At 60.9% G+C, this 25,249-nt stretch carries 23 protein-coding genes; 11 read left to right on the top strand and 12 right to left on the bottom strand.

Going from position 1 to position 25,249, the window contains the following annotated elements; genetic code table 11:
- Positions 1–45: 45 nt before the first annotated feature.
- From HMPREF3138_RS13240 to HMPREF3138_RS26720, 6 genes are all read right to left on the bottom strand, one after another.
- The gene (locus HMPREF3138_RS13240; protein WP_038877861.1) at positions 46–993 is read right to left on the bottom strand and encodes a siderophore ABC transporter substrate-binding protein; all 948 of its coding nucleotides are present in this window, start codon (positions 991–993) and stop codon (positions 46–48) included.
- Between the two features lie 55 nt (positions 994–1,048).
- Positions 1,049–3,037, bottom strand: coding sequence for a ligand-gated channel protein (locus HMPREF3138_RS13235; RefSeq protein WP_038877862.1), 1,989 nt, complete (start codon positions 3,035–3,037; stop codon positions 1,049–1,051).
- 244 nt (positions 3,038–3,281) lie between these two features.
- Complete coding sequence (locus tag HMPREF3138_RS13230; protein ID WP_038877863.1) at positions 3,282–4,277, bottom strand: ABC transporter permease; 996 nt, start codon at positions 4,275–4,277, stop codon at positions 3,282–3,284.
- Entirely contained in the window at positions 4,274–5,785 is a 1,512-nt protein-coding gene (locus tag HMPREF3138_RS13225) for a sugar ABC transporter ATP-binding protein (protein ID WP_038877864.1), read from the bottom strand. Before HMPREF3138_RS13225 ends, HMPREF3138_RS13230 begins: the two co-directional genes overlap by 4 nt.
- A 155-nt stretch (positions 5,786–5,940) precedes the next feature.
- A complete protein-coding gene (puuR, locus tag HMPREF3138_RS13220) occupies positions 5,941–6,498 on the bottom strand; it encodes an HTH-type transcriptional regulator PuuR (protein ID WP_038877865.1) in 558 nt (185 codons plus the stop codon).
- Positions 6,499–6,695: 197 nt separating this feature from the next.
- Positions 6,696–6,980 carry a hypothetical protein gene (locus HMPREF3138_RS26720; protein WP_162215439.1) on the bottom strand — a complete coding sequence of 95 codons (285 nt, stop codon included), beginning with the start codon at positions 6,978–6,980 and terminating at the stop codon, positions 6,696–6,698.
- Between HMPREF3138_RS26720 and HMPREF3138_RS13215 the strand changes: the two genes are divergently transcribed.
- A complete protein-coding gene (locus HMPREF3138_RS13215; protein WP_038877870.1) occupies positions 6,894–8,312 on the top strand; it encodes a glutamine synthetase family protein in 1,419 nt (472 codons plus the stop codon). The two genes, HMPREF3138_RS26720 and HMPREF3138_RS13215, sit on opposite strands and share 87 nt — an antisense overlap.
- Positions 8,313–8,848: 536 nt before the next feature.
- A complete protein-coding gene (locus HMPREF3138_RS13210; RefSeq protein WP_038877871.1) occupies positions 8,849–10,216 on the top strand; it encodes an APC family permease in 1,368 nt (455 codons plus the stop codon).
- 148 nt (positions 10,217–10,364) lie between these two features.
- On the opposite strand, the gene sbcB is transcribed toward HMPREF3138_RS13210, so the two are convergent.
- The 3 genes from sbcB to HMPREF3138_RS13195 all read right to left on the bottom strand — a co-directional run bounded on the left by sbcB (position 10,365) and on the right by HMPREF3138_RS13195 (position 12,332).
- Positions 10,365–11,792: an exodeoxyribonuclease I gene (sbcB, locus tag HMPREF3138_RS13205; RefSeq protein ID WP_070559108.1), complete on the bottom strand. Its 1,428-nt coding sequence runs from the start codon at positions 11,790–11,792 to the stop codon at positions 10,365–10,367.
- A gap of 90 nt (positions 11,793–11,882) precedes the next feature.
- Positions 11,883–12,071, bottom strand: a complete 189-nt coding sequence (locus HMPREF3138_RS13200) for a DNA polymerase III subunit theta (protein ID WP_033643787.1) — start codon at positions 12,069–12,071, stop codon at positions 11,883–11,885.
- A gap of 54 nt (positions 12,072–12,125) precedes the next feature.
- A complete protein-coding gene (locus HMPREF3138_RS13195; RefSeq protein ID WP_038877873.1) occupies positions 12,126–12,332 on the bottom strand; it encodes a hypothetical protein in 207 nt (68 codons plus the stop codon).
- 258 nt (positions 12,333–12,590) lie between these two features.
- Here HMPREF3138_RS13195 and HMPREF3138_RS13190 point away from each other — a divergent pair, with 258 nt between their 5' ends.
- Entirely contained in the window at positions 12,591–13,700 is a 1,110-nt protein-coding gene (locus HMPREF3138_RS13190) for an SDR family oxidoreductase (RefSeq protein WP_070559112.1), read from the top strand.
- A gap of 34 nt (positions 13,701–13,734) precedes the next feature.
- On the opposite strand, the gene HMPREF3138_RS13185 is transcribed toward HMPREF3138_RS13190, so the two are convergent.
- Positions 13,735–14,481: a S24 family peptidase gene (locus HMPREF3138_RS13185; protein ID WP_019453597.1), complete on the bottom strand. Its 747-nt coding sequence runs from the start codon at positions 14,479–14,481 to the stop codon at positions 13,735–13,737.
- A gap of 175 nt (positions 14,482–14,656) precedes the next feature.
- Between HMPREF3138_RS13185 and HMPREF3138_RS13180 the strand changes: the two genes are divergently transcribed.
- The 3 genes from HMPREF3138_RS13180 (at position 14,657) to tmaR (ending at position 17,064) form a co-directional block, all read left to right on the top strand.
- Positions 14,657–15,424 carry an N-acetylmuramoyl-L-alanine amidase gene (locus HMPREF3138_RS13180; RefSeq protein ID WP_038877875.1) on the top strand — a complete coding sequence of 256 codons (768 nt, stop codon included), beginning with the start codon at positions 14,657–14,659 and terminating at the stop codon, positions 15,422–15,424.
- Between the two features lie 94 nt (positions 15,425–15,518).
- A complete protein-coding gene (locus tag HMPREF3138_RS13175; RefSeq protein WP_033632575.1) occupies positions 15,519–16,586 on the top strand; it encodes an FUSC family protein in 1,068 nt (355 codons plus the stop codon).
- Positions 16,587–16,746: 160 nt separating this feature from the next.
- On the top strand, positions 16,747–17,064 hold the full coding sequence (gene tmaR, locus HMPREF3138_RS13170) for a PTS system regulator TmaR (RefSeq protein WP_004935612.1): 318 nt from the start codon (positions 16,747–16,749) through the stop codon (positions 17,062–17,064).
- A 158-nt stretch (positions 17,065–17,222) separates the two neighbouring features.
- Here the strand turns inward: tmaR and HMPREF3138_RS13165 are convergent, their stop codons facing one another.
- Both HMPREF3138_RS13165 and HMPREF3138_RS13160 read right to left on the bottom strand, forming a co-directional pair.
- Positions 17,223–18,011, bottom strand: a complete 789-nt coding sequence (locus HMPREF3138_RS13165; RefSeq protein ID WP_038877877.1) for an ABC transporter substrate-binding protein — start codon at positions 18,009–18,011, stop codon at positions 17,223–17,225.
- A gap of 22 nt (positions 18,012–18,033) precedes the next feature.
- Positions 18,034–19,215: a M20 aminoacylase family protein gene (locus HMPREF3138_RS13160; protein ID WP_038877879.1), complete on the bottom strand. Its 1,182-nt coding sequence runs from the start codon at positions 19,213–19,215 to the stop codon at positions 18,034–18,036.
- A gap of 138 nt (positions 19,216–19,353) precedes the next feature.
- Here HMPREF3138_RS13160 and HMPREF3138_RS13155 point away from each other — a divergent pair, with 138 nt between their 5' ends.
- From HMPREF3138_RS13155 to HMPREF3138_RS13135, 5 genes are all read left to right on the top strand, one after another.
- Positions 19,354–20,307: a LysR family transcriptional regulator gene (locus tag HMPREF3138_RS13155; RefSeq protein ID WP_038877880.1), complete on the top strand. Its 954-nt coding sequence runs from the start codon at positions 19,354–19,356 to the stop codon at positions 20,305–20,307.
- Between the two features lie 285 nt (positions 20,308–20,592).
- The gene (locus HMPREF3138_RS13150; RefSeq protein ID WP_016927009.1) at positions 20,593–21,660 is read left to right on the top strand and encodes an erythritol/L-threitol dehydrogenase; all 1,068 of its coding nucleotides are present in this window, start codon (positions 20,593–20,595) and stop codon (positions 21,658–21,660) included.
- A gap of 135 nt (positions 21,661–21,795) precedes the next feature.
- Positions 21,796–22,713: an ABC transporter substrate-binding protein gene (locus HMPREF3138_RS13145; protein WP_038877881.1), complete on the top strand. Its 918-nt coding sequence runs from the start codon at positions 21,796–21,798 to the stop codon at positions 22,711–22,713.
- A 54-nt stretch (positions 22,714–22,767) separates the two neighbouring features.
- Positions 22,768–24,258, top strand: a complete 1,491-nt coding sequence (locus tag HMPREF3138_RS13140) for a sugar ABC transporter ATP-binding protein (protein WP_038878029.1) — start codon at positions 22,768–22,770, stop codon at positions 24,256–24,258.
- Positions 24,255–25,244, top strand: a complete 990-nt coding sequence (locus tag HMPREF3138_RS13135; protein ID WP_070559106.1) for an ABC transporter permease — start codon at positions 24,255–24,257, stop codon at positions 25,242–25,244. Before HMPREF3138_RS13140 ends, HMPREF3138_RS13135 begins: the two co-directional genes overlap by 4 nt.
- Positions 25,245–25,249 lie beyond the last annotated feature (5 nt).

Genomic DNA, 25,249 nt, shown 5'->3' with positions numbered 1-25,249 from the left:
AAAAATGCCACTCAGGCTTAAGTGAGCGGCATCGCCGGGCTTTCTTTATCGCGCAGTGTGGTTCAGCGCCTCGCTCACGCGTTCGACGACGTGTTGGGCGGTGACGATGCCGCCGGACAGATACACCTCGGCCGCCGGCAGGTAAACCACCTGGCCTTTTTTCACCGCCGTGGTTTTCTTCAGCGCGGTGCCGGTAAGGATCTTCTGCGGTGCTACCGCGTTTGGCCGTCCGGTCGCGGCGTCTCTATCGATAACGAACAGCCAGTCCGGATTCAGTTTGGCCACCTGCTCAGGCGTCAGCTTGTTGCCGCGCACGTCTTTTTCGTCGGACTGCAGGGCAGACGAGAAGCCGAGGGCGTCATAGACGAAGCTGAAACGGCTCTTGGGGGCGTAGGCGCTGATCTTACCGCCGGAGAACAGCACCACCAGCCCGCGCCCGGCTTGGGCTGCCTGCGGTTTGACCGCCGCGATCTGCGCATCCAGCTTATCGACCGCCGCCTGCGCCTGCTGCTGCTTATCGAACAGCTCGCCCAGCTGCAGCGTGCGCTGTTTCAGGCTGCCCAGCTGATCCTGCGGATCGACGGACATGTTCAGCGTCGGCGCCAGCGCGTTCAGCTCGTCATAGGCTTTGGACGCCCGGCCGGCGATCAGGATCAGATCCGGCTTGGCGGCGCGCAGCACGGCCATATCCGGCTCGAACAGGGTGCCGGCATTGAGGTATTTGTCATCCTGATAGCGCTTCAGGCTATCCGGCAAGTTCTTGCGATTGCCGGGCAGCGCCAGCGGCTCGACGCCCAGCAGCTGCAGCGTTTCAAGCGAGGCGTAATCCAGCACCACGATGCGCTGCGGGTGTTTTTTCACCTCGGTGCTGCCGTTCAGGTGCTGGACGTTGACGGTGGCCGGAGCCACCGGCGCGTCGGTTTTGCTGTGGCAACCCGCCAGCGCCATCGCGGCCAGCAGGGCGATCATCAGGGGGGAGCGGCGTAATCTCATGGAGCTTCCTCACGGTGATGGAATGAAAAGGGCGCGCAGCGCGCGCCCGGGGGCATCAGAAGTTGTAGGTCATGCCGACGGTGTAACGGCGGCCGTCCAGCGTGGTGCGGTAGTGATCGTAATCCACGGTCTTGTCGAGGATGTTGTAGACCCCGCCGGTCAGCTGCAGATTTTTCGCCGCCTGGTAGCTCAGGCCCGCATCGACGAAGGTGTAGGACGGCGTGCTCTTGGCCATCGAGGTGCGGCTCAGGTATTCCGACGTTTTGCTGCGGAAGTTAACGCGCGACCACAGGCTGAGGTCCTGCGTGGCGCGCCAGTCCAGCACGGTGTTGACCATGTGCTTCGGCATCTGGTTAAGCGCTTTGCCCTGGAACTCGCCGCTCTTCTGCTCGGAAGCGGTGTAGGTGTAGTTGGTGTTCCACTTCCAGTCTTTGTTGATCTGCCAGCCGAAGGTGGCTTCTACACCGCGCATATTGGCTTTGTCGACGTTGACGCGATCGCTGATAAAGTCGTAGAGATCGTTGCCGATCTTACAGTCCGGCGTGTCTTCGCAGCGGCGCACTTCGGTGATCTTGTTCTTGAAGTCGGTGTTGAAGACCGTCACCCCGGCGTTGATGCCTTTCAGGCTATCCCACATCAGGCCGATCTCTTCGCTCAGGCTCTTCTCCGGCTGCAGATCCGGATTGCCGACGATGATGCCTTTACGCACGCCGCCGCCGGTAACCTGGCCCCAGTTGGCGGAGGATTGGCGCAGGTCCGGCGATTTGTAACCGGCGGAGACGCCGCCTTTCAGCGTCCACTGTTCGGTCAGGTGCCAGACCCCGTACATGCGCGGCGTCCAGTGGCTGCCAAAGTTTTCGTCCTGATCCATGCGGATGCCGGTCGTCAGACTGAAGTCGTTGGTCAATGCCCACTCGTCTTCGGCGAACAGCGCCCAGCTCCAGCGCGTCAGCTGGTTGACGTCTTTTGCGGATTCAAGCTGGTTGCCGCCATCGCTCAGTTTTTCATAGCGATACTGGCCGCCGAGGTTCAGCATATGCGAGCCCAGCTCGAACTGGTTCTGGGTGTTGAAGATGGTGTTGTACATCTTCATATTGCGACCTGGGTTGTTGGTCTCTTCCCGCTGAACGTAGCTGGTTGAGTTGCCGAAGTCGTAATAGCCGTTGTGGGTCAGCGCGTAGTTGGTGCGCGTATACAGGCTTTCGCTGCGCGACGTTGGCGTGCATTTGCCTTTGCTGCAGCGTTCCGCCACCACCGATTTGCCCGGCGTGCTGTTGCGATCCTGCAGCGAGCGGCCGATTTCGAAGTCGAATTCGTTTTTCTCGTCCGGCGTCAGAGTAAACACCGCGGTGCCGCTGCGCATGCGCTGTTCATTGTAACCGTTGACGATTTTATCTTCCGCGCGGCGCGACAGCAGGCCGTTAACCCGCACGCCGAGCAGGCCTTCAATCAGCGGGCCGGAGGCGTAGGCGTTAGTCTGGAACAGATCGCCGGAATCGCGGTTTTCCTGAAGGGTGGCGTCGCCGTGCAGCGAGCCTTTCCACTCGGTGCGGGAGGTCTTGCGGGTGATGACGTTGATCACGCCGCCCATGGCGTCGGAACCGTACAGCGAAGACATCGGCCCGCGCACCACTTCGATACGCTCGATGGCTTCCATCGGCGGCAGCCAGCCCTGCTCGATGCCGGCGTTGTCGCTGTTCGGACGGGTACCGCGGGTGTCGACGCGCTTGCCGTCCACCAGGATCAGCGTGTACTTGGAGGACATGCCGCGGATGCTGATGTCACTGCTGCTGGCGCCGCCGGTGACCACCACGCCCGGCACGTCTTTCAGCGCGTCGGTCACGTCGCGATAGGCTTTGTCTTCAATTTGCTGGCGCGGGATCACCGAGATGGAAGCGGCGGAGTCCTGAATTTTTTGCTGGAAGCCGGAGGCGGTGACGACCATGGTATCCTGGGTATCGTCCTGCGGCGCGGCCAGTGCGGCGGTGGCGCTGAGCGAGGCGATCACCAGAGCGGCGAGCTTGCTGTAACGTGGCGTTTCCATGAGGTAAACCTTTCCTGGATTGAAGTGAAAGTAATTAACCAATTGAATTTCTAAAGAAATTATTCATAGTTAGCTGAGAGTTCCGGTGCTTCATCAGCGTTGCGTGAGGGTATTGTAAGGATTTTTTTCTGAATGTAAACGCTAATGATAATTCATATCATTTGTATGCTTGTTCTGCTGGTGAGAAAGAGTAACCGGATGAATTAAAGGGAAAACCGGCGCAGCGGATGTGCGCCGGGGAGGATCAGCGTTTCTGGATGTAGGTGATGGCCAGCGCCAGCGCCAGCACCAGGCCTTTGATAATGTCCATGGCGTAGTAGGGCACCGACAGCATCACCAGGCCATTTTGCAGCACGCCGAGGAGCACCGCGCCGATCAGGGTGCCGAGCGCATTGGGTTTACCGGCCCCGGCCAGCGAGAAGCCGATATAGGCCGCCGCCACCGCATCCATCAGATAACCGCCGCCGGCGTTGACCTGCGAAGAGCCAATACGTGACGCCAGCAAGATGCCGCCAAGCGCCGCCAGCCAAGAAGAAATAACGTAAGCGGCAACCCTGTAACGCACGGTGCGGATGCCCGAAAGACGCGCCGCTTCGGGGTTGCCGCCGATGGCATACATGCGGCGGCCATGCTTGGTCAACGACAGGAACAGCTGCACCGCCACGGTGACCGCCAGCATGATCAGCACGATCACCGGCACCTGGCCGAGGGCGGAAAACACCTCCGGGATCAGGCCTTCCGCCATGTCGCCATTCGGCAGCACCATGTTTTGGGTGATGGATCCGCCGTAGCTGTAGGTCATCGCCACGCCCTGTATCACGAACAGGCTGGCCAGCGTCGCCAGCATATCGGGAATTCTGAACACCACGATCAGCAGGGCGTTGAACAGGCCGACCAGCGTGCACAGCAGCAGCGTTACCACGATGGCGCCGGTGGTGCCGAACCCGTGCCAGACGAAAAGCGAAATCACCAGCGCGTTGGCCAACGAGGCGGTCGAGCCGACCGACAGATCGAAACCGCCGACCGACAGCGAGATAGAGACGCCGATGGCGATCACCGTCACGATGGCGATCGAACGCAGGATATTGATGATGTTGTTGGCATCGAGAAAGTTGTCCGACACCAGGCCGAACAGGGCGATCAGCGCCGCCACGGTCAGCAACATGCCCCATTTGTAGAGGAAATCGAACAGCTGTTGGCGCCAGGGCAGCGCAGGCCGCAGGGCTAATTCTTTACTCACGCAGGGGTTCCTCCGGTGGAATAGAGCAATAAGGTTTCTTCGTCGATGTCGGCGGCGTTCAGCTCCGCCACGATGCGGCCGTCCCACAGCACGCAGATGCGATCACACAGACCAACCAGCTCGGCGAACTCGCCGGAGGCGTAAATCACGCCTTTGCCGGCGCGCGCCAGGCCGTCGATCAGGCCAAACAGCTCTTGCTTGGCCTTGATGTCCACGCCCTTGGTCGGTTCATCGAAGATCAGCACCTCGGCGTCGCCGCGCAGCCATTTGCCGATCGCCACTTTTTGTTGATTGCCGCCGGACAGGCGCGCCAGCCGCTGTTGCGGGCCCGAGGCGCGAACGTTCAGGCGCTGCATGATCTCGCGTGCCCAGCGCAGCTCTTGCCGCCGGCTGAACAGGCTCCAGCGCGAGAAGCTGTCGTCGGCGCTGACGCTCAGGTTCATCGGGATCGCCTCATCGATAAAAATGCCTTCTTTGCGGCGCTCTTCCGGCACCAGCGCCAATCCTTGTTCGACCGAGAGGTGCGGCGCGCGCGGCGCCCAGGGTTGCCCGCGCAGTTCGCCGCGCTCGAGCTGCACGGCGCCGGCGCCGAACAGCGCTTTGCACAGCTCGGTTTTGCCGGCTCCGGCCAGCCCGGCGATGCCGAGAATTTCGCCCTCATGCAGCCGCAGCGAAACGTCGCGCAGCTTGTGGCGATCGCGCAAGCCTTGCACCTGCAGCAGCGTTCGCTCGGCGTGCGGTGGGCGCGGCGGCGGGAAAATGTCGTCCAGCCGATGCCCGAGCATTTTCTCGACGATCTGCTCGCCGCGCAGCCCGCGCATGGGGTCTTCACTGACGCGCCGGCCGTCGCGCAGCACCGTCAGCCGATCGCAAATGTCGCTCAGTTCGTGGATGCGGTGGGAAATAAACACGATGCCGATGCCTTCGGATTGCAGGCGGCGCACCACGTTAAACAGGCGCTTGCTCTCGGCGCGATCGAGCGGCGCGGTCGGTTCATCGAGCACCAGAAAACGGCAGCGGTGCGACAGCGCGCGCGCCAGCAGCACCTGCTGTTTTTCCGCCAACGTGCAGTCCGCCAGACGTCTGCGCGGGTTGAGCGGCAGCGCCCATTGCTGCAGCAGCTGCGCGGCGCGGCGGTGCAGCTCCGCCCAGTTCAGCCAGTGGCCCGGTTCGTTCAGCCAGTCCAGCATGATGTTTTCCGCCACCGACAGCGTGGGGATCAGCGCGACGTCCACCTCTTGCTGCACCACGTGGATGCCGTGGCGGCGCGCCTGCAGCGGGGAATGAATTTCCACCGCCCGGCCGTCGATCAGGATCTCGCCGCGGTAGTGATCGTGGGCGCCGGAGAGGATCGCCATCAGCGTCGACTTGCCCGCGCCGTTGGCGCCGACCAGCGCATGAATTGAGCCGCCCTGCAGCGTGAAGTCCACGTCTTGCAGCGCGTTGAAGCCGGCGAAGGCGATCGAGATATTGCGCATCTCGAGGCGCGAAGGCGTTGCGGTTGACATTGTGTAGCAAGGCCGTTTAGATGTTTAGATGGCTGTTTTGCTCTGTTGTAACACAGATTGCGCCGTTGGCAACCAACAAAATGGCATAACGGCGATGAAAAGCGTGGGTGGACAGGGGCGCAACCCGCGTCAGGCTGCGCCGGTGCGAGAAGCGGTCAGAAGGTGGTGGGGGTGTGTGCGCTGACGATGCGGCAGATGCGCGCCGACGTATTGCTGAAGCTGTGCGGAATGCCGGTGTTGATGGCGTAGCTCTGACCGGCGGTCAGGCAGTAGCTCTGGCCGTTGATGGTCAGCACGATCTCGCCTTCCAGCAGGGTGCCGATCTCTTCGCCCTGGTGCTTGATCTTTTCGCCGGTGGTAGTGCCGGGCTGGTAGGTTTCCAGCATCATCGCCAGGTTGCGCGTCGGGCTGCCGTTGTGCACCAGCTTCATCGACACCCCCTGGCTGCCGATCTCAATCAGGTCCTCGGCGTCGATCACCACGCGCGGTTCGTCGGCGGCTTCCGGTTCGGCAAAGAATTCCGACAGTGACAGGCCATACACCTTCAGCAGCTTTTGCAGCGTGCTGATGGCCGGGCTGACCTTGTCCTGTTCGATGGTGCTGATCGCACTGTGGGTTAACCCGGACAGTTCGGCGACCCGGCGCTGCGACAAACCCAATTGCTGACGGATCTGCGACAGGCGTTTGCCCGGTGCCAAGCTGGCTTCGCTCATAGCGGTACTTCCTTCTGGTAGGGGCGACAGGCAGACATGAATATCGCTATCGGGCGCCTGTCTGGGCGATAACGATGCTGCATGATATCGGTAGTTAGGGCAGGTTTGGAAAATATATTGCCCATGTTCACTCTCGGTGCGTTGGACGAAATAGTTGACGCAAAAAGGACGGCAAGGCCTTTTCGGTCAATATTTTATCAATTTAGCAGCCGGTGGCGAATAATCAAACAGGATTGTAACATTTGCAAACCTATTCTGTTAAGGCTATGTTTCATATTGTGGATGTTATTTTGAGCGCCCAGCAGCGGCGCAGCCTGGCGAGAAATCCAATCATGTGTTGAATCGAACGGCGGACGGGCGCCAACGCGCCTTAAGAGCATAATGGCGGGGGACGTATGCAAACCAATAGCGCAGCAGTTGAACATTTTGCACAGCATCATGAAGAGAGGCGAAGTAGCGCGTTCCAAAATGAGGTTGCTCATTATTTGGAACGCCATCCCGCCACGCAGTATGTCGATATCCTTCTCACCGATCTCAATGGTTCCTTCCGCGGCAAACGCATACCCGTCTCAGGGTTGAAAAAACTGGAAAAAGGCAGCTACTTCCCCGCATCGGTGTTCGCCATGGACATCCTCGGCAACGTGGTGGAGGAAACCGGTCTTGGGCAGGAGCTCGGCGAACCGGACCGCGTATGCCTGCCGGTACCCGGCTCGCTGACGCCGTCGGCCGCCGATCCCGAGCATATCGGCCAGGTGCTGCTGACCATGCTGGATGAAGATGGCACTCCCTTTGACGTTGAACCCCGCAATGTGCTGAACCGCGTGTGGCAGGCGCTGCGACAGCGCGGCTTGTTCCCGGTGGCAGCGGTAGAGCTGGAGTTTTATCTCATCGATCGGCAGCGCGACGCGGAGGGCGATTTGCAGCCGCCATGCGCGCCCGGCACCCAGGAGCGCAACACCCAAAGCCAGGTGTATTCCGTCGATAACCTGAACCATTTCGCCGAGGTGCTGAACGACATCGACGCGCTGGCGAAGCTGCAGGGGCTGCCGGCGGACGGTGCGGTGGCGGAGGCGTCGCCGGGGCAGTTCGAGGTCAACCTGCGTCATACCGACGATATCTTGCTGGCCTGCGACCACGCGCTGGCGCTGAAGCGGCTGGTGCGGCTGGTGGCCGAGAACCACGACATGCACGCCACCTTTATGGCCAAACCCTATGAGGATTACGCCGGCAGCGGCATGCACGTGCACGTCAGTATGCAGGACGGGGCGGGCAACAACCTGTTCGTCGACGCCGAAGGCGAGGATTCACCGCTATTGAAACAGGCATTGGCCGGGATGATCACCCTGATGCCGGCGTCGATGGCGCTGCTGGCGCCGAACGTCAACGCCTACCGGCGCTTCCAGCCGGGGATGTATGTGCCGATCCAGGCCGCCTGGGGCCACAACAACCGCACCGTGGCGCTGCGCATTCCCTGCGGCGAACCGGAGAACCACCGGGTGGAGTACCGCGTCGCCGGCGCCGACGCCAATCCCTATCTGGTGATGGCGGCGATCCTGGCCGGCATGCTGTACGGGCTGGACAACGCGCTGCCGCTGCCCGAGCCGGTGACCGGCAATGGGCTGGAGCAGGAGGGGCTGCCGTTGCCGATCCGCCAGAGCGACGCATTGTACGAGTTCGAACACCAGCACGCGCTGACCCATTATCTGGGCGAGCGTTTTACCCAGGTTTATCACGCCTGCAAGACGGACGAACTGCTGCAGTTTGAACGGCGGGTGACGGAAACCGAGATCGACTGGATGTTGAAAAATGCCTGAATGGGCGTATAAAGTAAGAAGTATATGCGGGCGACCGGCCTGCCGGTAGCGGATTAATTCGCCTGCCGGGCTGGTTTTCCGTTCGATCGACAAAAAGAATTTGTATTTGAGGGCTTCCGGATCTTGTCATCCGGAGGCATTCTGGTGCAAAATATCTCAAATGCAGATAGCCGACGTTTTGAAAGCGTCGGTTATTTTTTTTTGCATTAAGTTTTACCAACGTAGCGTTTCATACACCAAGCGAGGCCGGACACCGATCCGGATAGATAAATAGTTTCGTGCACGATCAAACAAAACTTTATGGTCGTGACTCATGAGGATTAGAAAGATGGGGCAATTTTTCACTTTAGCACCGGTGCCCGCCGGTTTCCGCTGTGGCCGCAGCGACTATGGAGCAGCCGAGGTTTCCTCGACCCGTTATCCAGCTTACAACCCCCTTCTTTTAGAATTAAGTCGCTCGTTGCGAAGTTTCCCCGCAACCTTAAGTCTTGGCGTGTCCGCCATCCGCAAGGCTCAAGGTAAGGGGGGGCTGAACAATGTCCGATAATACCCTCAACGCCGCTCCGGCTCAGCGCACTCAGCTGCGCAAAACCCTGACTTTGGTTCCGGTAGTGATGATGGGCCTGGCTTATCTGCAGCCAATGACCATCTTCGATACCTTCGGCATCGTATCCGGCCTGACCGATGGTCACGTCGCGACCGCGTACGCCTTCGCTCTGCTGGCGATCCTGTTTACCGCCCTGAGCTACGGCAAGCTGGTGAAGAAGTTCCCTTCCGCCGGTTCTGCCTACACTTACGCCCAGAAAGCCATCAGCCCGCACGTCGGCTTTATGGTGGGCTGGTCATCGCTGCTGGACTACCTGTTCATGCCGATGATCAACATCTTGCTGGCCAAGATTTACCTGGAAGCGATTTTCCCGGGCGTCCCGTCCTGGATCTTCGTGGCGGTGCTGGTCGGCTTGATGACGATTTTCAACCTGCGCGGCATCAAGCTGGTGGCTAACCTGAACTCCATCATCGTGGTGGTGCAGGTGGCGATCATGATCGTGTTCCTCGGCCTGGTGATCAACGGCATTTACCACGGCGAAGGTGCCGGTACGCTGGTCAGCAGCCGCCCGTTCTGGTCCGATAACGCCCACGTGGTGCCGATGATTACCGGCGCGACCATCCTGTGCTTCTCGTTCCTGGGCTTCGACGGCATCAGCTCGCTGTCCGAAGAGACCAAAGACGCAGAGAAAGTGATCCCGAAAGCCATCTTCCTGACGGCGCTGATCGGCGGCATCATCTTTATCGTGGTGTCTTACTTCGTGCAGCTGTACTTCCCGGACATCTCGCGCTTCAAGGATCCTGACGCGTCGCAGCCTGAAATCATGCTGTACGTGGCGGGCAAGTTCTTCCAGTCGGTGATCCTGGTGTTCTCCTGTGTGACGGTATTGGCGTCTGGCATGGCGGCGCATGCGGGCGTTTCGCGTCTGATGTACGTGATGGGCCGCGACGGCGTGTTCCCGACTCGCTTCTTCGGCTATGTACATCCGAAGTGGCGTACCCCGGCGCTGAACGTGCTGCTGGTGGGTGCCATCGCGCTGTCCGCGGTATCGTTTGACCTGGTGACCGCGACCGCGCTGATCAACTTCGGTGCGCTGGTGGCCTTCACCTTCGTCAACCTGTCGGTGATCTCGCAGTTCTATATCCGCGACAAGATGAACCGCACCGTGAAGGACACGTTCAACTACCTGATCCTGCCGGTGATGGGCGCACTGACCGTCGGCGCGCTGTGGGTCAACCTGGAAGCCAGCTCGATGACGCTGGGTCTGGTCTGGGCGGCTATCGGCCTGATCTACCTGGCCTTCGTCACCCGCAGCTTCCGTTTGCCGGTGCCGCAAGCGAGCGAAGACGCCGCCTAAGCGCGAGCCGTCTCCTCTGCCACCAAAAAGGCCGCATTCGCGGCCTTTTTATTGTGCTGACAAGAGAGGAAAAACGGTTTTTTCCTCTCTTGTGGTTATCAGCCGAAAATCAATGAATTGATTTTCCTTTTTCTGCTTGCTGCGGGTTTTACCCCACCAACTCTTTGCCGTAATCGAACAGCGCTTTCAGCAGGGCGGTTTTCTCTTTGTCGCCTTCGTGCAGGTTATACAGCGACTCGAGCTGCAGCAGGTAACTCTGCACGCGCTCCGCGCTCAACGCTTCCTGGCGGTGCTGCAGCCAGCGGCGCTGCTCGGCATCGTCCAGCGTATTCGGGTAGTTGCGCGCGCGGAAGCGGAACAGCAGCTCTTTCATGCGGCCGTCGCTGAAGGCCAGATCCAGCGCCGGCAGGTTCTGCGGCTTGGTCTGCTGAATAATCCTCATTGCCGCCTTGTCGGCGTCGCTGAAGAAACCGTCGTACAACCGGGCGTCGACGTCGTCGGAGCCTTTGAACGGCTCGGCTTCGGCGAACAGCGCCACCACTTTCTCGCGCACTTCCGGGTGCTGTTTCAGCAGCTGCAGGTTCTGCAGGCAGGCCTGGCGATCGATGCCCAGCCGCTCGGCGTTCTCCGGCAGCAGGGTTTTGGCCGGCGCCAGCACCGGGCATTTGTTGATGTGTACCAGCTTGATCGGCACCGGCGCCTGATCCGGCGCCAGGTCGTCGCGGCGGGTATACAGGCGTTCACGCAGCTGCTCGGCGCTCAGCGTCAGCAGCGGCGTCATATCGCCGGCCAGATCGCACATGATCACTGCGTTCTTGTTGTCCGGGTGCCAGGCCAGCGGCGACACCCAGCTGGTGTTGCCGCGCGCCGCGCCGAACATGCCGGAGACATGCACCAGCGGCGTCATGTCGGCGACGTCGATCAGGGCGTTCAGCTTGTGTTTGTTGCGGTGCTGCAATAGGAAGTCGAACAGCCGGGGCTGCGCCTGCTTGACCAGCTTGGCCATCGCGATGGTGGCGTAAACGTCCGACATCGCGTCGTGAGCCTGCGTGTGCTCGACGCCGTTGGCGCGCGTCAGGTGTTCCAGGCGGAAGCTGGGGAAGCCGTCTTCGTTTTCCGGCCAGACGATGCCGTCCGGGCGCAGGGCATAGCAGGCGCGCATCACATCCAGCAGATCCCAGCGCGAGTTGCCGTTTTGCCAGCTGTAGGCATAGGGATCGTAGAAGTTGCGATAGAAGATATTGCGGCTCACTTCGTCATCGAAGCGGATGTTGTTGTAACCGAGAATGCAGGTGCCGGCCACGCTGAAGGCCTGATGGATTTGGCGGGTGAATTCGGCTTCGTTAACGCCTTTGGCGCGCGCCACCTGCGGCGTGATGCCGGTGATCATCACCGCCTCCGGTTCCGGCAGGTAATCGACGGCCGGGGCGCAGTAGATGACCAGCGGTTCTTCGATAATGTTGAAATCCATATCGGTGCGCACGCCGGCGAACTGCGCCGGGCGGTCCAGCGACGGGCTCTTGCCGAAGGTCTCATAGTCGTGAATGTAAAATGTGGCCGTTGCCTTGCTGCTCAAAATCGCGTCTCTTCAGTGGCGGATACAAGATGCCCCTATTGTAACGGCGTGGGGAGCGATGCCAAGCGGCGGTTAGCGAAATGCGCGCAATTACGCACGGCGATAATAATTCAGCCGTTGATGAAAGTAGGGGAGCAGGTGGTCGGGGACCTGTTGTTCTGTTTCCGCCTGAGTGGAGGCGATGCCGTAGCGTTCGTTGTAGATCACGCTGATGGCCAGCAAATCGGTTTCTATTTTTTCGCGTTGTGCCTGCGGTAAGCTATCCAGCTTTCGAGCCATCGTTATCTCCCTGTTAACCTTAGGGCATAATAGGATCGTTAGCGGGTCTTGTCCCTACCCATTCCGGGGGGCGGTGGACGCCTGAGCGCCTTGCTGCGAGCAGGGGGCCAGGCTGTGGCGCGCGGCGAACTCGCTCTGCGGCTGGTGTGCATTGAGGCGATCCGCCCGGTTATACAGCGAACAGGCGCCGCCGATGACCGCCACCCAAAACAGGGTGCACAGCAGCAAAACCCCCAACCAGGCTTTTTGGTTATAGGTCATAAGTCCTCCACGGACGAGAAGAGAAATAACATTGACCGTTAAATTAAATCAGGGGCTACATCAATGGTATTTAAACAGTAGGGATTAATCGCAATGCGTGCCCGACTCTTTTGTTACGAAATCCATGATGGATGTTTCAAAAGATTCCTTAAGATAATATTAAGAAAATTGAGTAGGGGCGCCGTAATTCTATTTAATATTTGTTTAATTATCCGCAGATACAATCTTCCACATTCAATGCCAATGTGGGTGATAATTATGAAAACGCTACTGTTGACCGGCGCTACCGGCTTTCTCGGTGGTGCAGTTCTCGAAAAATTATTGATTGAAAATCAGTCTATTAATTATCTTTTACTGGTGCGCGCCGATGATGCGCAGCAAGGGCTGGCCCGTATTCGCACGAATATGGAAAAGTTTAATATCGATGCGAATCTGCTGTCTAAAATTACGATAGAAAATATATTGTTGGGCGACCTTTCCGAGCCGGCCGACTTTTTAACTGACGCACGTATTAACAATGTCACGCACGTTATTAACTGTGCAGCCGTTGCCTCATTTGGTAATAACCCGCTCATTTGGAAGGTAAACGTAGAAGGCACTCTGGCCTTTGCCGAAAGAATGGCGCAGGTGCCGGGATTAAAACGTTTCCTGCACGTCGGTACCGCCATGTCTTGTTCGCCGGAGCCGGGTTCGCTGGTGGCGGAGAGCGGCGAGTTTGAGGAAGACGCCGAGCACCTGGTGGAATATACGCGTTCCAAATCCACCATCGAACAGCTGATGCGCCAACGCTGCCCGCAAATGCCGCTGACCATCGCTCGTCCGTCGATCGTGGTGGGGCACACCCGCCTGGGTTGCCAGCCTTCCAGCAGCATTTTCTGGGTGTTCGGCATGGCGCTGATGCTGCGCAAATTCATGTGCTCGTTGGAGGACAATATCGACGTGATCCCGGCGGACTACTGCGCGGATGCGCTGGTGATGCTGATGAACAGCGAAACGCTGGAGAACGACGTGTATCACATCTCCGCCGGCGTGGAGAGCAGCGTCAGCTTTGCCGAAATCGACAACGCCATGGCGGCGGCGCTGGAAAAGGCGCCGGGGGGGGATGAGTATGCGCAGGTGACGTATGACGCGCTGGTGAAAATGCGCCGCCAGCTGAAAGACATTTTCGGCCCGTGCAACGAGCGGCTGATGCTCAAAGCGATGCGCCTGTACGGATCGTTCGCCATGCTCAACGTGCGTTTCAGCAACGAGAAGATCCTCAAGCTGGGCATGCCGAAGCCGCCACGCTTCACCGACTACATCGCCGGTTGCGTGCAGTCGACCCGCGGGCTGTCTATCCAGCAGCAGATGGTGGTGGACTTCAAATAACCGCCGGGCGCAGCGGGCGCCCGAGGTTGCTTCGCTACCAGGACGAAGAGGACCAGAAGACGCGGCCGAGCACCACCAGTTGCTCTTTGCGCTGCTGATAGCTGAGGTGCTCGTCCTGGTATTCTTCCCGGTTGAGAGAGCGGATGATGACGCCGCCGTCCGGCTGCTCGATCAGCACCTTCACCCGCAGCAAATTGCCGTGGCGGATGGCGTAGGTCTTGCCTTCCCGGATGCGCGTGTCGTCGGTGTTGATGCCGACCACGTCGCCGTCCTGCAGCCGTGGTTCCATGCTGGAACCGGAGATGCGAATGATGCGTGCGGCGTTGACCGCCACCCCCATCTTGTGCAGGTAGTAACGGCGGAAGATCAGCGAAAACTCCTCGCGATCGACGATTTCGTAGCAGCCGTCGCCGGCGGAAAAATCAATATCCAGCAGCGGGATCTCCACAAACTCTTCCTTGTCCTGTTCGGTATCTTCCCATACCACCGGTTTCAAACGGGCGGGCTGGAAGTCCGACTCCGCCGCCACGTTGTCAAACGGGCGCACCAGCTGCTTTTCGTGAAACACGTCGAACCAGCCCTTGGGCAAATTCAGCCTGGCCTCGATCCGCCTGGCCAGATTGTCGCCAAGATTGCGGGAGGATTTTTCCCCGATGATTTGGCTCAGCGTCGGCGCGGAAGACTCAACCAGCGTGGCGAACTCATTCTGGTTGACGCCTTGCCGGGCGTAGCGGGCCATCAATTCGCGCAGATTGTTGCGCCTGATTTCTTTAGTTTCCATTGTTCGATGATCGCACTCTTTAGCAAAAAGGTAAATAACGGTTTTGCTAAAAAACACTTGCGCATGATTTAGCAATTAGCTAAAACAAAAGGGTGAGCCAAAGGTTCACCTGTGCGGAGCGGCCTGTCATGATGAGAGGCCGCTCAGTGAAATCAAACGAGAGAGGGACTTTACGATGTACAAGATTGATTACAATAGCTACCGATCGGTCGCCAGCTTCGGCCACCGCGTGCGCTTTCTGGTGCTGCACTACACGGCGCAAAACTTTGCCGACTCGGTGAAGTCGTTGACCGGAAAATCGGTGAGCGCGCACTATCTGGTGCCGGATCCGACCGAGGCCACCTATCAGGCCGCCGGCTTTAGCGGCGTGCGCATTTTCAACCTGGTGGACGAGAACGAGCGCGCCTGGCATGCCGGCACCAGCCAGTGGGGCACCCGCAGCAATATCAACGACACCTCGATCGGCATCGAGATCGTCAACCTAGCGAGCGGCGACGGTGAAAACATCACCTTCCCGCCGTTTAACCCGCAGCAGATCGAGGCGGTCACCCAGCTGGCGCAGAATATCCTGCAGCGTTACCCTGACATCTCGCCGGTGAACGTGGTGGCGCACTCCGACATCGCGCCGGGCCGCAAGAGCGATCCGGGCCCGCAGTTCCCGTGGCAGCAGCTGTATCAGGCCGGCGTCGGCGCCTGGTATGACGAGGCGACCAAGCAGCAGCGCCAGCAGGAATACTGCCGCCAGGGGCTGCCGGCGCAGGCCGAGCTGCTGAAACTGTTCGCCCAATACGGCTACGACACCTCGGCGGCAAATACCGCAGAAGGCTATCGCCAGCTGGTGCGCGCGTTCCAGCTGCACTTCCGCCAGCAGAAGTATGACGGCGTGATGGATGTCGAAACCGCCGCCGTTCTACGCGCGCTGGTCGACAAGTACGCCGCCTGAGCCTGACCGCGAATGGGGGACGCCTCATTCGCCTTTTCCTTGCCGGGCTTCCTCCGCTAAAATAGCGGTCTGGCTGGTCTTTATCGGAGGCATTGTGCGCCTCGATCGAAAAATCTCTTCCCTTGAATTGCTGACCTACCGCCACTATCGCATCGTCCACGGCGTGCGCATCGGGTTGGCGTTTATCCTGACCTTTCTGCTGATCCGCTTGCTGGCGGTGCCCGAAGGCACCTGGCCGCTGATCACCCTGGTGGTGGTGATGGGGCCGATCTCGTTTTGGGGCAACGTGCTGCAGCGGGCGCTGCAACGCATTGCCGGCACGGTGTTCGGCGCCGCGTCCGGCCTGATCGCCCTGTATCTGGAACTCTATTCGCTGCCGCTGATGCTGGCTTGGTGCGGCGTGGTGATGTTCGTCTGCGGTTACCTGACGCTGGGCAAACGGCCGTATATGGCGCTGCTGGTGGGGATCACGCTGGCGGTGGTGTGCGGCGCGGGCGCCGGCGACATGCATACCGCGCTGTGGCGCAGCGGCGACGTGATCTTCGGCTCGCTGCTGGCGCTGCTGTTCACCAGCATCTACCCACAGCGCGCCTATATTCTGTGGCGCATGCAGATGGCGGACTGCCTGCAAACCGCCGCCCGCCTCTACGGCGCGTATTTTTCGCCGAACGTCATTGAGCGGCCGCGGCTGGAGCCGCAGCTCAAGGACCTGCTGAATCAGGTGGTGAAGCTGCGCAGCCTGATCGTGCCCGCCAGCAAGGAAACCCGCATCCCCAAAGCGGTGTTCGAGGCGGTGCAAACCCTCAGCCGCAATCTGGTGTGCACGCTGGAGCTGATGGCCGACGCCTACTGGGCCTCGCGTGAAACGCACTTCATCATGTTAAACGCCCGCACGCTGCGCAGCACCCAGCTGCTGACGTTGAGCTCGCTGGAATCGCTGGCGGTGCTGATGCGCGAAGGGCCGCAGGCGCAGCGGCAGGCGGCGGCGGGGCAGCTGGCGGAGATCGCCGGCGAGCTGAAAACGCTGATGCAAGAGGTCAGCCTCGGCCAGCACGGCGAAGCGCCGATTTACGGCTATGTCTGGCTCAGCATGGAGCTGGCGCAGCAGCTGGAAGAGCTGGGGGATCTGCTCCAGGTCTGCACCGCCGCCGGGCGCGAATAAGGGGTCAGATCATGAAGGCGGCGCTTTGGGTTTTGGCCGCCGGGGCAAAGTGGGTAAGATAAGGCAATCACTGTTGTGCCGGACTGCCACAAACCTGTATCTTGGTGCCATGTGGCCGTAAGCAAATGAATCTGTGTATTACTAAAGCAAGGGTATAAAGATGGATAATGCAAATAAGCCGAGTTTCCAGGACGTGCTGGAGTTTGTGCGTATGTTCCGCCGCAAAAACAAACTGCAACGCGAGATCGTCGACAACGAAAAGAAAATTCGTGATAACCAGAAGCGCGTGCTGCTGCTCGACAACCTGAGTGAGTACATCAAGCCCGGCATGAGCATTGAAGACATTCAGGGCATCATCGCCAACATGCGCAGCGACTACGAAGATCGCGTTGATGACTACATCATCAAAAATGCCGATCTGTCCAAAGAGCGCCGCGAGCTGTCCAAAAAGCTGAAAGCAATGGGCGAAGTGAAGTAACCCGCTTTAGCGGGCCGGGCGTCCTGCCTGGCCCGCATCCTTATCCCGCCTGATTTGCCGTTCTTGCCGACACTGCCGTTTCCGTTGGGGCGTTCCCCGGCGGCCGAAGGCGCCTCCCCATCCTGCAGGATCTGCAGGTGACCGCCGGGGAACGCTTGTTACTGCTCCGCGCCGTACATGTCGAAGTCGAAATACCTGTCGTTGATTTTCTTGTAAGTGCCGTTGGCGCGGATCGCCTGCAGCGCGGCGTTGAAGGCGTTCAGCAGCGCGGTATCGTCTTTGCGCACCCCGATGCCGTCGCCGACGCCGAAGTATTTGCTGTCGGTCAGCTCGGCGCCGATAAAGGCGAAATCTTTGCCGCCGGGCGTTTTGAAAAACTCGCTGGCGCTGACGCTGGCCAGCAGCGACGCATCCAGCCGGCCGTTGGCCAGATCTTCGTTCACTTCCTGTTGGCTTTGGTAAGCCACCACGTTGACGCCGGCCGGGCGCCACAGCGCGTTGGCATAGGCCTCCTGGCTGGAGCCTTGCTGCACGCCGACCGATTTGCCCTTCAGCGAGGCGACGGTAGGCTGCAGGTTGCTGCCCTTATGCGCCACCAGCCGCGCCGGGGCGTTGGAGACTTTGCTGGAGAAGGCGATCTGCTGCCGGCGCTGTGGCGTGATGGTCATCGACGAGGCGATGGCGTCGAACTTCTTCGCCTGCAGGCCGGGGATCATGCCGTCCCAGCTGCTTTCTACCCACACGCATTTGGCCTGCATCTGGTCGCACAGCGCCTGGGCGATATCGACGCCGAAGCCGGTCAGCTTGCCCTGCGGAGTTTTATATTCCAGCGGTGGAAAGGTGGGATCGATGCCCAGCTTGATCACTTTGCCGCTGAATTCACCGCTCAGCGCGGGAAAGCTCGCGGCCAGCGGCAGTAACAACAACAGCCCTTTGATGGTTTTCATGTCATTTCCTCAGCGTTGGCGATTAAACCGCAGGGCGAGCCAAAAAGCGCTCGACCAATTTGACCCAGTAGGTGGCGCCCAGCGACAGACTGTCGTCGTTGAAGTCATAACCGGGATTGTGCAGAGAATTGCCCGGCGTGGCGGGGCCGTTGCCGATCGAGATATAGCTGCCTGGGCACTTCTCCAGCATAAAGGCGAAATCTTCGCTGGCGGTGAACGGCCGCAGCGTGGGGATAACCCGGTTTTCTCCGGCCCATTCCAGCGCCACCGCGCGCGCCAGCTCGGTCTCTGCCGGGTGGTTCACCAGCACCGGGTAGCCGTGCTGATAGTCGATCTCCGCGCGGGCGCCGAAGCTGGCGGCCTGCGCCGTGACCAGCTCGGTGATGCGCTGCTCCAGCCGCTCACGCACCGCTGCCGTCAGCGCGCGCACGCTGAGCGTCAGGGTGGCGGTCGCCGGGATCACGTTGGCGGCCTGGCCGGCCTGCATCGCCCCCACGGTGACGATCGCCGTTTCCTGCGGATCGATATTGCGCGCCACGATGGTTTGCAGGCTCATGACGATGGCCGCGCAGGCCACCACCGGATCGACGGTGCTCTGCGGCACCGCGCCGTGGCCGCCGTGGCCGTGCAGGGTGATGTGTACCGTATCGGCCGAGCACATGAAGGGGCCGCTGGCGAAGCCCAGGTGGCCGGCGGGGAAGCCGGGCACGTTGTGCATGGCGAACACCGCGTCGCAGGGGAAACGCTCAAACAGGCCGTCTTCAATCATCACTCTGGCGCCGCCGCCGCCTTCTTCCGCCGGCTGAAAGATCAGGTGCAGCGTGCCGCTGAAGTTCGGCTGCCGCGCCAGATAGCGCGCCGCCGCCAGCAGCATGGCGGTGTGCCCGTCGTGGCCGCAGGCGTGCATCACCCCGGAATGGGTGCTGGCGTGCGGCAAGCCGGTCGTTTCGGCAATCGGCAGGGCGTCCATGTCGGCGCGGATGCCGAGTGATTTTCCCGGCCCGCGCTGCAGTGTGGCGACAACGCCGGTTTGTCCTACGCCGCGCGTGACGCGGTAACCCCATTCCGCCAGCCGTTGCGCCACCAGATCCGACGTCGCGAACTCCTGGAAGCCCAGCTCCGGGTGGGCGTGAATGTGTCGGCGAAGTGCGACCATTTCATCATGAACGGCGGCGATCTCAGGCAGTACGAGTGGAGGGCTCATCACGGTCTCCGGCAAAGGGTCCCGGCCAACGGGCGGGGAATGGGGCAGAGGGATAGGCATCGAGACTAGCAAACTCCGTTTTTGCCGGGTAGCCGCCGTTCGGTTATGCTGACAACTGATGATTGTCAGGAGGTGAACATGAAACTGCACCAACTGCAGGCGCTGGTGGCCAGCGCCGACAGCGGCAGCATTCGCGCGGCGGCGCGGCATCTGGGGCTGTCGCAGGCGGCGGTGACCCGCGCGCTGCGCGAACTGGAGCAGGAGCAGGCTCTGCCGCTGCTGATCCGCACCCCGACCGGGCTGGGCTTTACCCCCTACGGCAAAACCCTGTTGGCGCACGCCCGGCTGGTGTTGAATCAGCTGGAGCAGGCGCAGGGGGAAATGGCGGCGCTGCGCGGGCGGACGGCGGATCTGGTCAAGGCGGCGATCACCCCCTGGCTGATGCTGACGGTGTTGCCGCCGGCGGTGATGGCGTTTCGCAGCAAGGTGCCGGCGGTGCGGCTGGAACTGTCGGAAAGCCTGATGGCCAATGCCCAGTCGCAGCTGCGCGAGGGCACGATGGATTTTGCCATCACGCCGCTGCCGGCATCGTCGGCGCCGCAGGAGTTTCACTGCGAACCGCTGCTGGAGTATGAAACGGCGTATATGGTGCGGCGCGGCCACCCGCTGGCGCACAGCACCTCGCTGCATCAGCTGCTGGAGCAGGATTGGGTGATGAGCTATACCCAGGAAAGTTTCGATGCGCTGCTCGATGCGGTGTTCCACCGCCACGGCGCGCGCCTGCCGCGCCAGCGCATCATCCAGGCGCATTCGTTCGGCATGCTGCAGGCGCTGGTGGAGTCCGCCGAGATGTGTACCTGGTGCCCGCGGCCGATCGCCGCGCTGCCGCAGTTCGCTTCCCGCGTGCAGCCGCTGGCGCTGCGGGAGAGCTGCCAGCCGGCGCAGCTGAATATCGTCACCCGGCGCAACAGCATTCTGAGCGCCGCCGCCCATGCGTTTATCGACACGCTGGTGCGCACCCTGCGCCAGCAGGCGCGATCGTCGCGGCCGGAAGATCGCCAGATCTACGATCGCGTGCGCCTGCTGATGTAGCGGATCTCCCCGGATCGCCGATCCCGCAAATGGGATCGCGATCCGCATTTGTAGCATTTTTAGCCGCGATGTTAACGATATGTGATTTTGCTCAAATAATTATTTTCGCAGCTTTGGTTATATGTCGCTCTATGTTCACGTTGTCATTTTGAGTTTTCCTGGGTGTTTGATGATTAATAAATTGAAATTTATCACTTTATAACGCTTATTGTTTTTTGTTTGATAAAAATGACAACGTCAACATTAAGAAAATTCAAGAGTTTAACGAGTGTATTGGAGGAAGAGATGAGCCAGTTGCCGGAAAAAATGCGCGCGGTCGTTTGCCACGGCCCGCAGGATTATCGTTTCGAACAGGTGCCCACGCCGCTACCGAAGGCGCGCGAGCTGGTGATCAAGGTGGAAGGCTGCGGCATCTGTGCCGGCGACTGCAAGTGCAAGAACGGCGCGCAGATGTTTTGGGGAGAGAACCCGTGGGTTAAACCGCCGGTGGTGCCGGGGCATGAGTTCTACGGCCGCATCGCCGCGCTGGGCGAGGGCGCGGAAGGCAAATACCGGATCGGCGAGCGGGTGATCGCCGAGCAGATCGTACCGTGCTGGGAGTGCCGCTATTGCAAATCCGGCAGTTACTGGATGTGTGAGACGCATAACATTTACGGTTTCCAAAAAGACGTGGCGGAGGGCGGCATGGCGGAGTACATGCGTTTTTCCGAAAACGCCATCGTGCACAAGATCCCGGAAAGCCTGAGCCATGAAGACGCGGTATTGATTGAGCCGATGGCCTGCGCCATCCACACCGTGGCGCGCGGCGACATCCAGCTGGACGACGTGGTGGTGCTGGCCGGCGCCGGGCCGCTCGGGCTGTGCATGGTGCAGGTGGCGCGCCTGAAGACGCCGAAGAAACTGATCGTGATCGACGCCATCGACGAGCGCCTGGCGCTGGCGAAGGAATTTGGCGCCGACGTGGTGATCAACCCGCTGAAGGAAGACGCCGACCAGATCGTCAAATCGCTGACCGGCGGCTACGGCTGTGACGTGTACATCGAGGCCACCGGCGCGCCGATCGGCGTCACCCAGGGGCTGCAGATGATCCGCAAGCTGGGCCGCTTCGTGGAGTTCAGCGTGTTCGGCAAGGAAACCACCGTCGATTGGTCCATCATCGGCGATCGCAAAGAACTGGACATTCGCGGCGCGCACCTGGCGCCTTACAGCTACGAAATCGCCATCGATCTGTTCGAGCGCGGGCTGGTGACCTCCAATGGCGTGGTTACCCACAGCTATTCATTGAACGACTGGGACGAAGCCTTCGCCCTGGCGGACTCGACCGACTCCATCAAGGTGATCCTGGTTCCCTGACCCTCCCGCCGTACCGCTGTTGCAGTCACGATCGCCGGCCCGTTCGCAATGGGGGGCCGGCCGGTCGGCCAAACGTAAAGACATGCTGTTGCTCTGATAACCACAACAAGAAGCTTCCCTACAGGAGAATTGGCTATGTTTTCATTATTCAAAAAGACCTTACCTTTTATCGTCGCCGGTGGAATGTTGGCGGCCAGCCATGGGGCGCTGGCCAAGCAAATCACGATCGGTATGTCGTTCCAGGAAATGAACAACGACTACTTCGTCACCATGAAGCAGGCGCTGGATCAGGCGGCGGCGGATATCGGCGCCAAGGTGTACGTGGCCGATGCGCGCCATGACGTCGCCAAACAGATCGGCGACGTGGAAGACATGCTGCAGAAGAAGGTGGATATCCTGCTGATCAACCCGACCGATTCGGTGGGGGTGCAGTCGGCGGTGATCTCCGCCCATAAGGCCGGCGCGGTGGTGGTGGCGATCGACGCCCAGGCGGAAGGGCCGCTGGATTCGTTCGTCGGCTCGGAAAACTACGACGCCGGCTTCCAGGCGGGCGAGTACCTGGCGAAAGCGCTGGGCGGCAAAGGCAAGGTGGCGATCCTCGACGGCATCCCGGTGGTGCCGATCCTGGAGCGCGTGCGCGGCTTTGAAGCGGCGATGAAGAAATACCCCGACATTAAGATCGTCAGCAAGCAAAACGGCAAGCAGGAGCGCGACACCGCGCTGACCGTGACCGAAAACATGCTGCAGTCGGCGCCGGATCTGGCAGGCATCTTCAGCGTCAACGACGTCGGCGCGCTCGGCGCCCTGGCGGCGATCGAAAGCAACGGCGCCAAGGTCAAGCTGGTGAGCGTAGACGGCCAGCCGGAAGCCATCAAAGAGATCCTCAAGCCGAACTCGCCGTTCATCGCCACCTCGGCGCAGTTCCCGCGCGACCAGCTGCGCATCGCGCTCGGCATTGCGCTGGCCCGCTACTGGGGTGCCACGGTGCCGAAAACCGTGCCGGTCAAAGTGAAGCTGATCGACCGCAGCAATGCGGCCGGCTTTAGCTGGTAACAGCGGCCGGGTTCGCCCCGCTGCGGCGGGGCGTTCGGCGTGGAGGGCTATGCGGTGACACCTTTACTGGAACTGAAGCGAATAAAAAAGAGCTTTCCCGGCGTGAAGGCGCTGGACGGCATCGATCTGACCATTCAAGGCGGCGAAGTGCATGCCCTGCTGGGCGAAAACGGCGCCGGCAAATCGACGCTGGTGAAAATCATGTGCGGCATCTATCAGCCGGACGAGGGCGATATTTTTATCGACGGCGAGCAGCGCCGCTTTAACAACTATCGTCAGGCGATCGAGGCCGGGGTCGGCATTATTTTTCAGGAATTCTCGTTGATTCCCTACATGAGCGCCATCGACAACATCTTCCTCAACCGGGAGATCAGGAACCGCTGGGGCCTGCTGGATCGGCGGGCGATGCGGCGCAAGGCCGAGGCCATTTTCAAGCGGCTGACGATGGCTATCGATCTCGATTGCCCGGTGGAACAGCTGAGCGTGGCGCAGCAGCAGTTCGTTGAGATTGCCAAGGCGCTGTCGCTGGAGGCGCGGGTGCTGGTGCTGGATGAGCCGACCGCCACGCTGACGCCGGGCGAGGCCGAGCACCTGTTCAGCGTGATGAACGATCTACGGCTGCTGGGCGTTGGCATGGTGTTTATCTCGCACCACCTGGACGAGATCTTCACCATCTGCGATCGCATCACCGTGCTGCGCGACGGCGCCTACATCGAAACGCTGGCTACCGGCGACACCAACGTGGAAGAGCTGGTGCGGCTGATGGTCGGGCGCAAAATCGAGAACGCCTTCCCGGTGAAACAGCACCCGGTCGATACCGCGACGGTGCTGCTGGAGGCGGAGATCCAGCGCGAGAAACACGGCGTGACCGACCGCTTCCACCTGCACAAGGGCGAGATCCTCGGCTTCGCCGGGCTGGTGGGCTCCGGGCGCACCGAGACCGTCTCGGCGCTGATCGGCGCCGGCCGCTGCCACCGCAAACGCGTCCGCCTCGGCGGCCAACCGGCGGCGCTGCGCTCCCCGGCGCAGGCGCTGGCGCAGGGCATCGGCCTGCTGCCGGAGAGCCGCAAAACCGAAGGCCTGGTGCTGCCGTTCTCGGTGGCGCAGAACATCACCCTCAACCGGCACCACCGGCGCGGCAAGATCTTCGTCAGCGCCCGCAAGGATCGCGACGTGGTGCAGCGGCTGATCCGTGCCGTGGGGGTGAAAACTCCGGACGCCGAGACCGCCGTCAGCACCCTGAGCGGCGGCAACCAGCAGAAGGTGGTGATCGCCCGCTGGCTCAACAACGACTGCAACATCCTGATCTTCGACGAGCCGACGCGCGGCATCGACGTGGGCGCCAAGGCCGAGATCTACCAGCTGATGCAGCAACTGACCCAGCAGGGCATCTCCATCATCATGATTTCCTCCGAACTGCCGGAGATCATCGGCGTGTGTGACCGCGTGCTGGTGTTTCGCGGCGGCCACATCGTCGCCGAGCTGACCGGCGACGACATCGAATCCAACCACATCATGCTTCACGCGACCGGGAGTGCCTTATGATCGGAATTGAACAACCCGCCGTGGCGCGCCGCGCCGCCGGCCCCAGCCTCGGCAAGCGCTGGGAAAAACTGCTGCATCACCCGGCGGTCTTGCCGTTTATCGGCTTCGCTGTCCTGTTCGTGCTGATGAGCCTGCTGAACGACAGCTTCCTCAGCGTCAACAACCTGACCAACGTGGCGCGCCAGGTGTCGATCAATGCCATCATCGCGGTGGGCATGACCTGCGCCATCCTGACCGGCGGCATCGATCTCTCGGTGGGGCCGGTGATGGCGCTGGCCGGCTCGGTCGCCGCCGGGCTGATGCTGGCGGCGGTGCCCATTCCGCTGGCGATGGTGGTGGCGCTGGCGGTCGGCGCGCTGTTTGGCCTGGCCAACGGTGCCTGCATCGCCTACCTGCGCATGCCGCCGATCATCGTCACCCTGGCGTCGATGGGCATCGCCCGCGGCCTGGCGCTGCTCTATACCGGCGGCTACCCGATCTCCGGCCTGCCCGACGTCTTCTCCTTCTTCGGCCGTGGCACGGTGCTGGGCATCCAGGTGCCGATCCTGATCATGCTCGGCGTGTACGTGCTGGCCTGGCTGATGCTCAACCAGCTGCCGTTCGGCCGCTACGTCTACGCGATGGGTGGCAACGAAGAGGCGGCGCGCCTGAGCGGCATCCGCGTGCCGCGCTACAAGATGCTGGTCTACGTGATCAGCGGCCTGACCGCCGCGCTGGCCGGGCTGGTGCTGACCTCGCGCCTGATGAGCGGGCAGCCCAACGCCGGCGAAGGCTTCGAGCTGGACGCCATCGCCGCGGTGGTACTGGGCGGGGCGGCGATCTCCGGCGGGCGCGGCGCCATCGTCGGCACGCTGGTGGGGGCGATGATGCTCGGGGTGCTCAACAACGGCCTCAATCTGATGAACGTGTCGCCATATATCCAGAACGTGGTGAAGGGCGGCATCATCCTGGCCGCCATCTACCTCAGCTCCGTGCGGCGCAAATAGGAGGC

The organism is Serratia sp. HMSC15F11, assembly GCF_001808215.1.
Lineage (GTDB): Bacteria > Pseudomonadota > Gammaproteobacteria > Enterobacterales > Enterobacteriaceae > Serratia > Serratia nevei.
The sequence above is the reverse complement of the archived record's forward strand: the minus strand, read 5'-3'. Positions and strand labels throughout refer to the sequence as shown.

Coding starts and splice junctions, on each gene's coding strand:
- HMPREF3138_RS13215 (WP_038877870.1), top strand. CDS start 6,894: ATGCAAACCAATAGCGCAGCAGTTGAACATTTTGCACAGCATCATGAA.
- HMPREF3138_RS13180 (WP_038877875.1), top strand. CDS start 14,657: ATGTACAAGATTGATTACAATAGCTACCGATCGGTCGCCAGCTTCGGC.
- HMPREF3138_RS13185 (WP_019453597.1), bottom strand. CDS start 14,481: ATGGAAACTAAAGAAATCAGGCGCAACAATCTGCGCGAATTGATGGCC.
- HMPREF3138_RS13165 (WP_038877877.1), bottom strand. CDS start 18,011: ATGAAAACCATCAAAGGGCTGTTGTTGTTACTGCCGCTGGCCGCGAGC.
- HMPREF3138_RS13190 (WP_070559112.1), top strand. CDS start 12,591: ATGAAAACGCTACTGTTGACCGGCGCTACCGGCTTTCTCGGTGGTGCA.
- HMPREF3138_RS13195 (WP_038877873.1), bottom strand. CDS start 12,332: ATGACCTATAACCAAAAAGCCTGGTTGGGGGTTTTGCTGCTGTGCACC.
- tmaR (WP_004935612.1), top strand. CDS start 16,747: ATGGATAATGCAAATAAGCCGAGTTTCCAGGACGTGCTGGAGTTTGTG.
- HMPREF3138_RS13200 (WP_033643787.1), bottom strand. CDS start 12,071: ATGGCTCGAAAGCTGGATAGCTTACCGCAGGCACAACGCGAAAAAATA.
- HMPREF3138_RS13160 (WP_038877879.1), bottom strand. CDS start 19,215: ATGAGCCCTCCACTCGTACTGCCTGAGATCGCCGCCGTTCATGATGAA.
- HMPREF3138_RS13145 (WP_038877881.1), top strand. CDS start 21,796: ATGTTTTCATTATTCAAAAAGACCTTACCTTTTATCGTCGCCGGTGGA.
- puuR (WP_038877865.1), bottom strand. CDS start 6,498: ATGAGCGAAGCCAGCTTGGCACCGGGCAAACGCCTGTCGCAGATCCGT.
- HMPREF3138_RS13225 (WP_038877864.1), bottom strand. CDS start 5,785: ATGTCAACCGCAACGCCTTCGCGCCTCGAGATGCGCAATATCTCGATC.
- HMPREF3138_RS13150 (WP_016927009.1), top strand. CDS start 20,593: ATGAGCCAGTTGCCGGAAAAAATGCGCGCGGTCGTTTGCCACGGCCCG.
- HMPREF3138_RS26720 (WP_162215439.1), bottom strand. CDS start 6,980: ATGAGCAACCTCATTTTGGAACGCGCTACTTCGCCTCTCTTCATGATG.
- HMPREF3138_RS13155 (WP_038877880.1), top strand. CDS start 19,354: ATGAAACTGCACCAACTGCAGGCGCTGGTGGCCAGCGCCGACAGCGGC.
- HMPREF3138_RS13210 (WP_038877871.1), top strand. CDS start 8,849: ATGTCCGATAATACCCTCAACGCCGCTCCGGCTCAGCGCACTCAGCTG.
- HMPREF3138_RS13135 (WP_070559106.1), top strand. CDS start 24,255: ATGATCGGAATTGAACAACCCGCCGTGGCGCGCCGCGCCGCCGGCCCC.
- HMPREF3138_RS13235 (WP_038877862.1), bottom strand. CDS start 3,037: ATGGAAACGCCACGTTACAGCAAGCTCGCCGCTCTGGTGATCGCCTCG.
- HMPREF3138_RS13240 (WP_038877861.1), bottom strand. CDS start 993: ATGAGATTACGCCGCTCCCCCCTGATGATCGCCCTGCTGGCCGCGATG.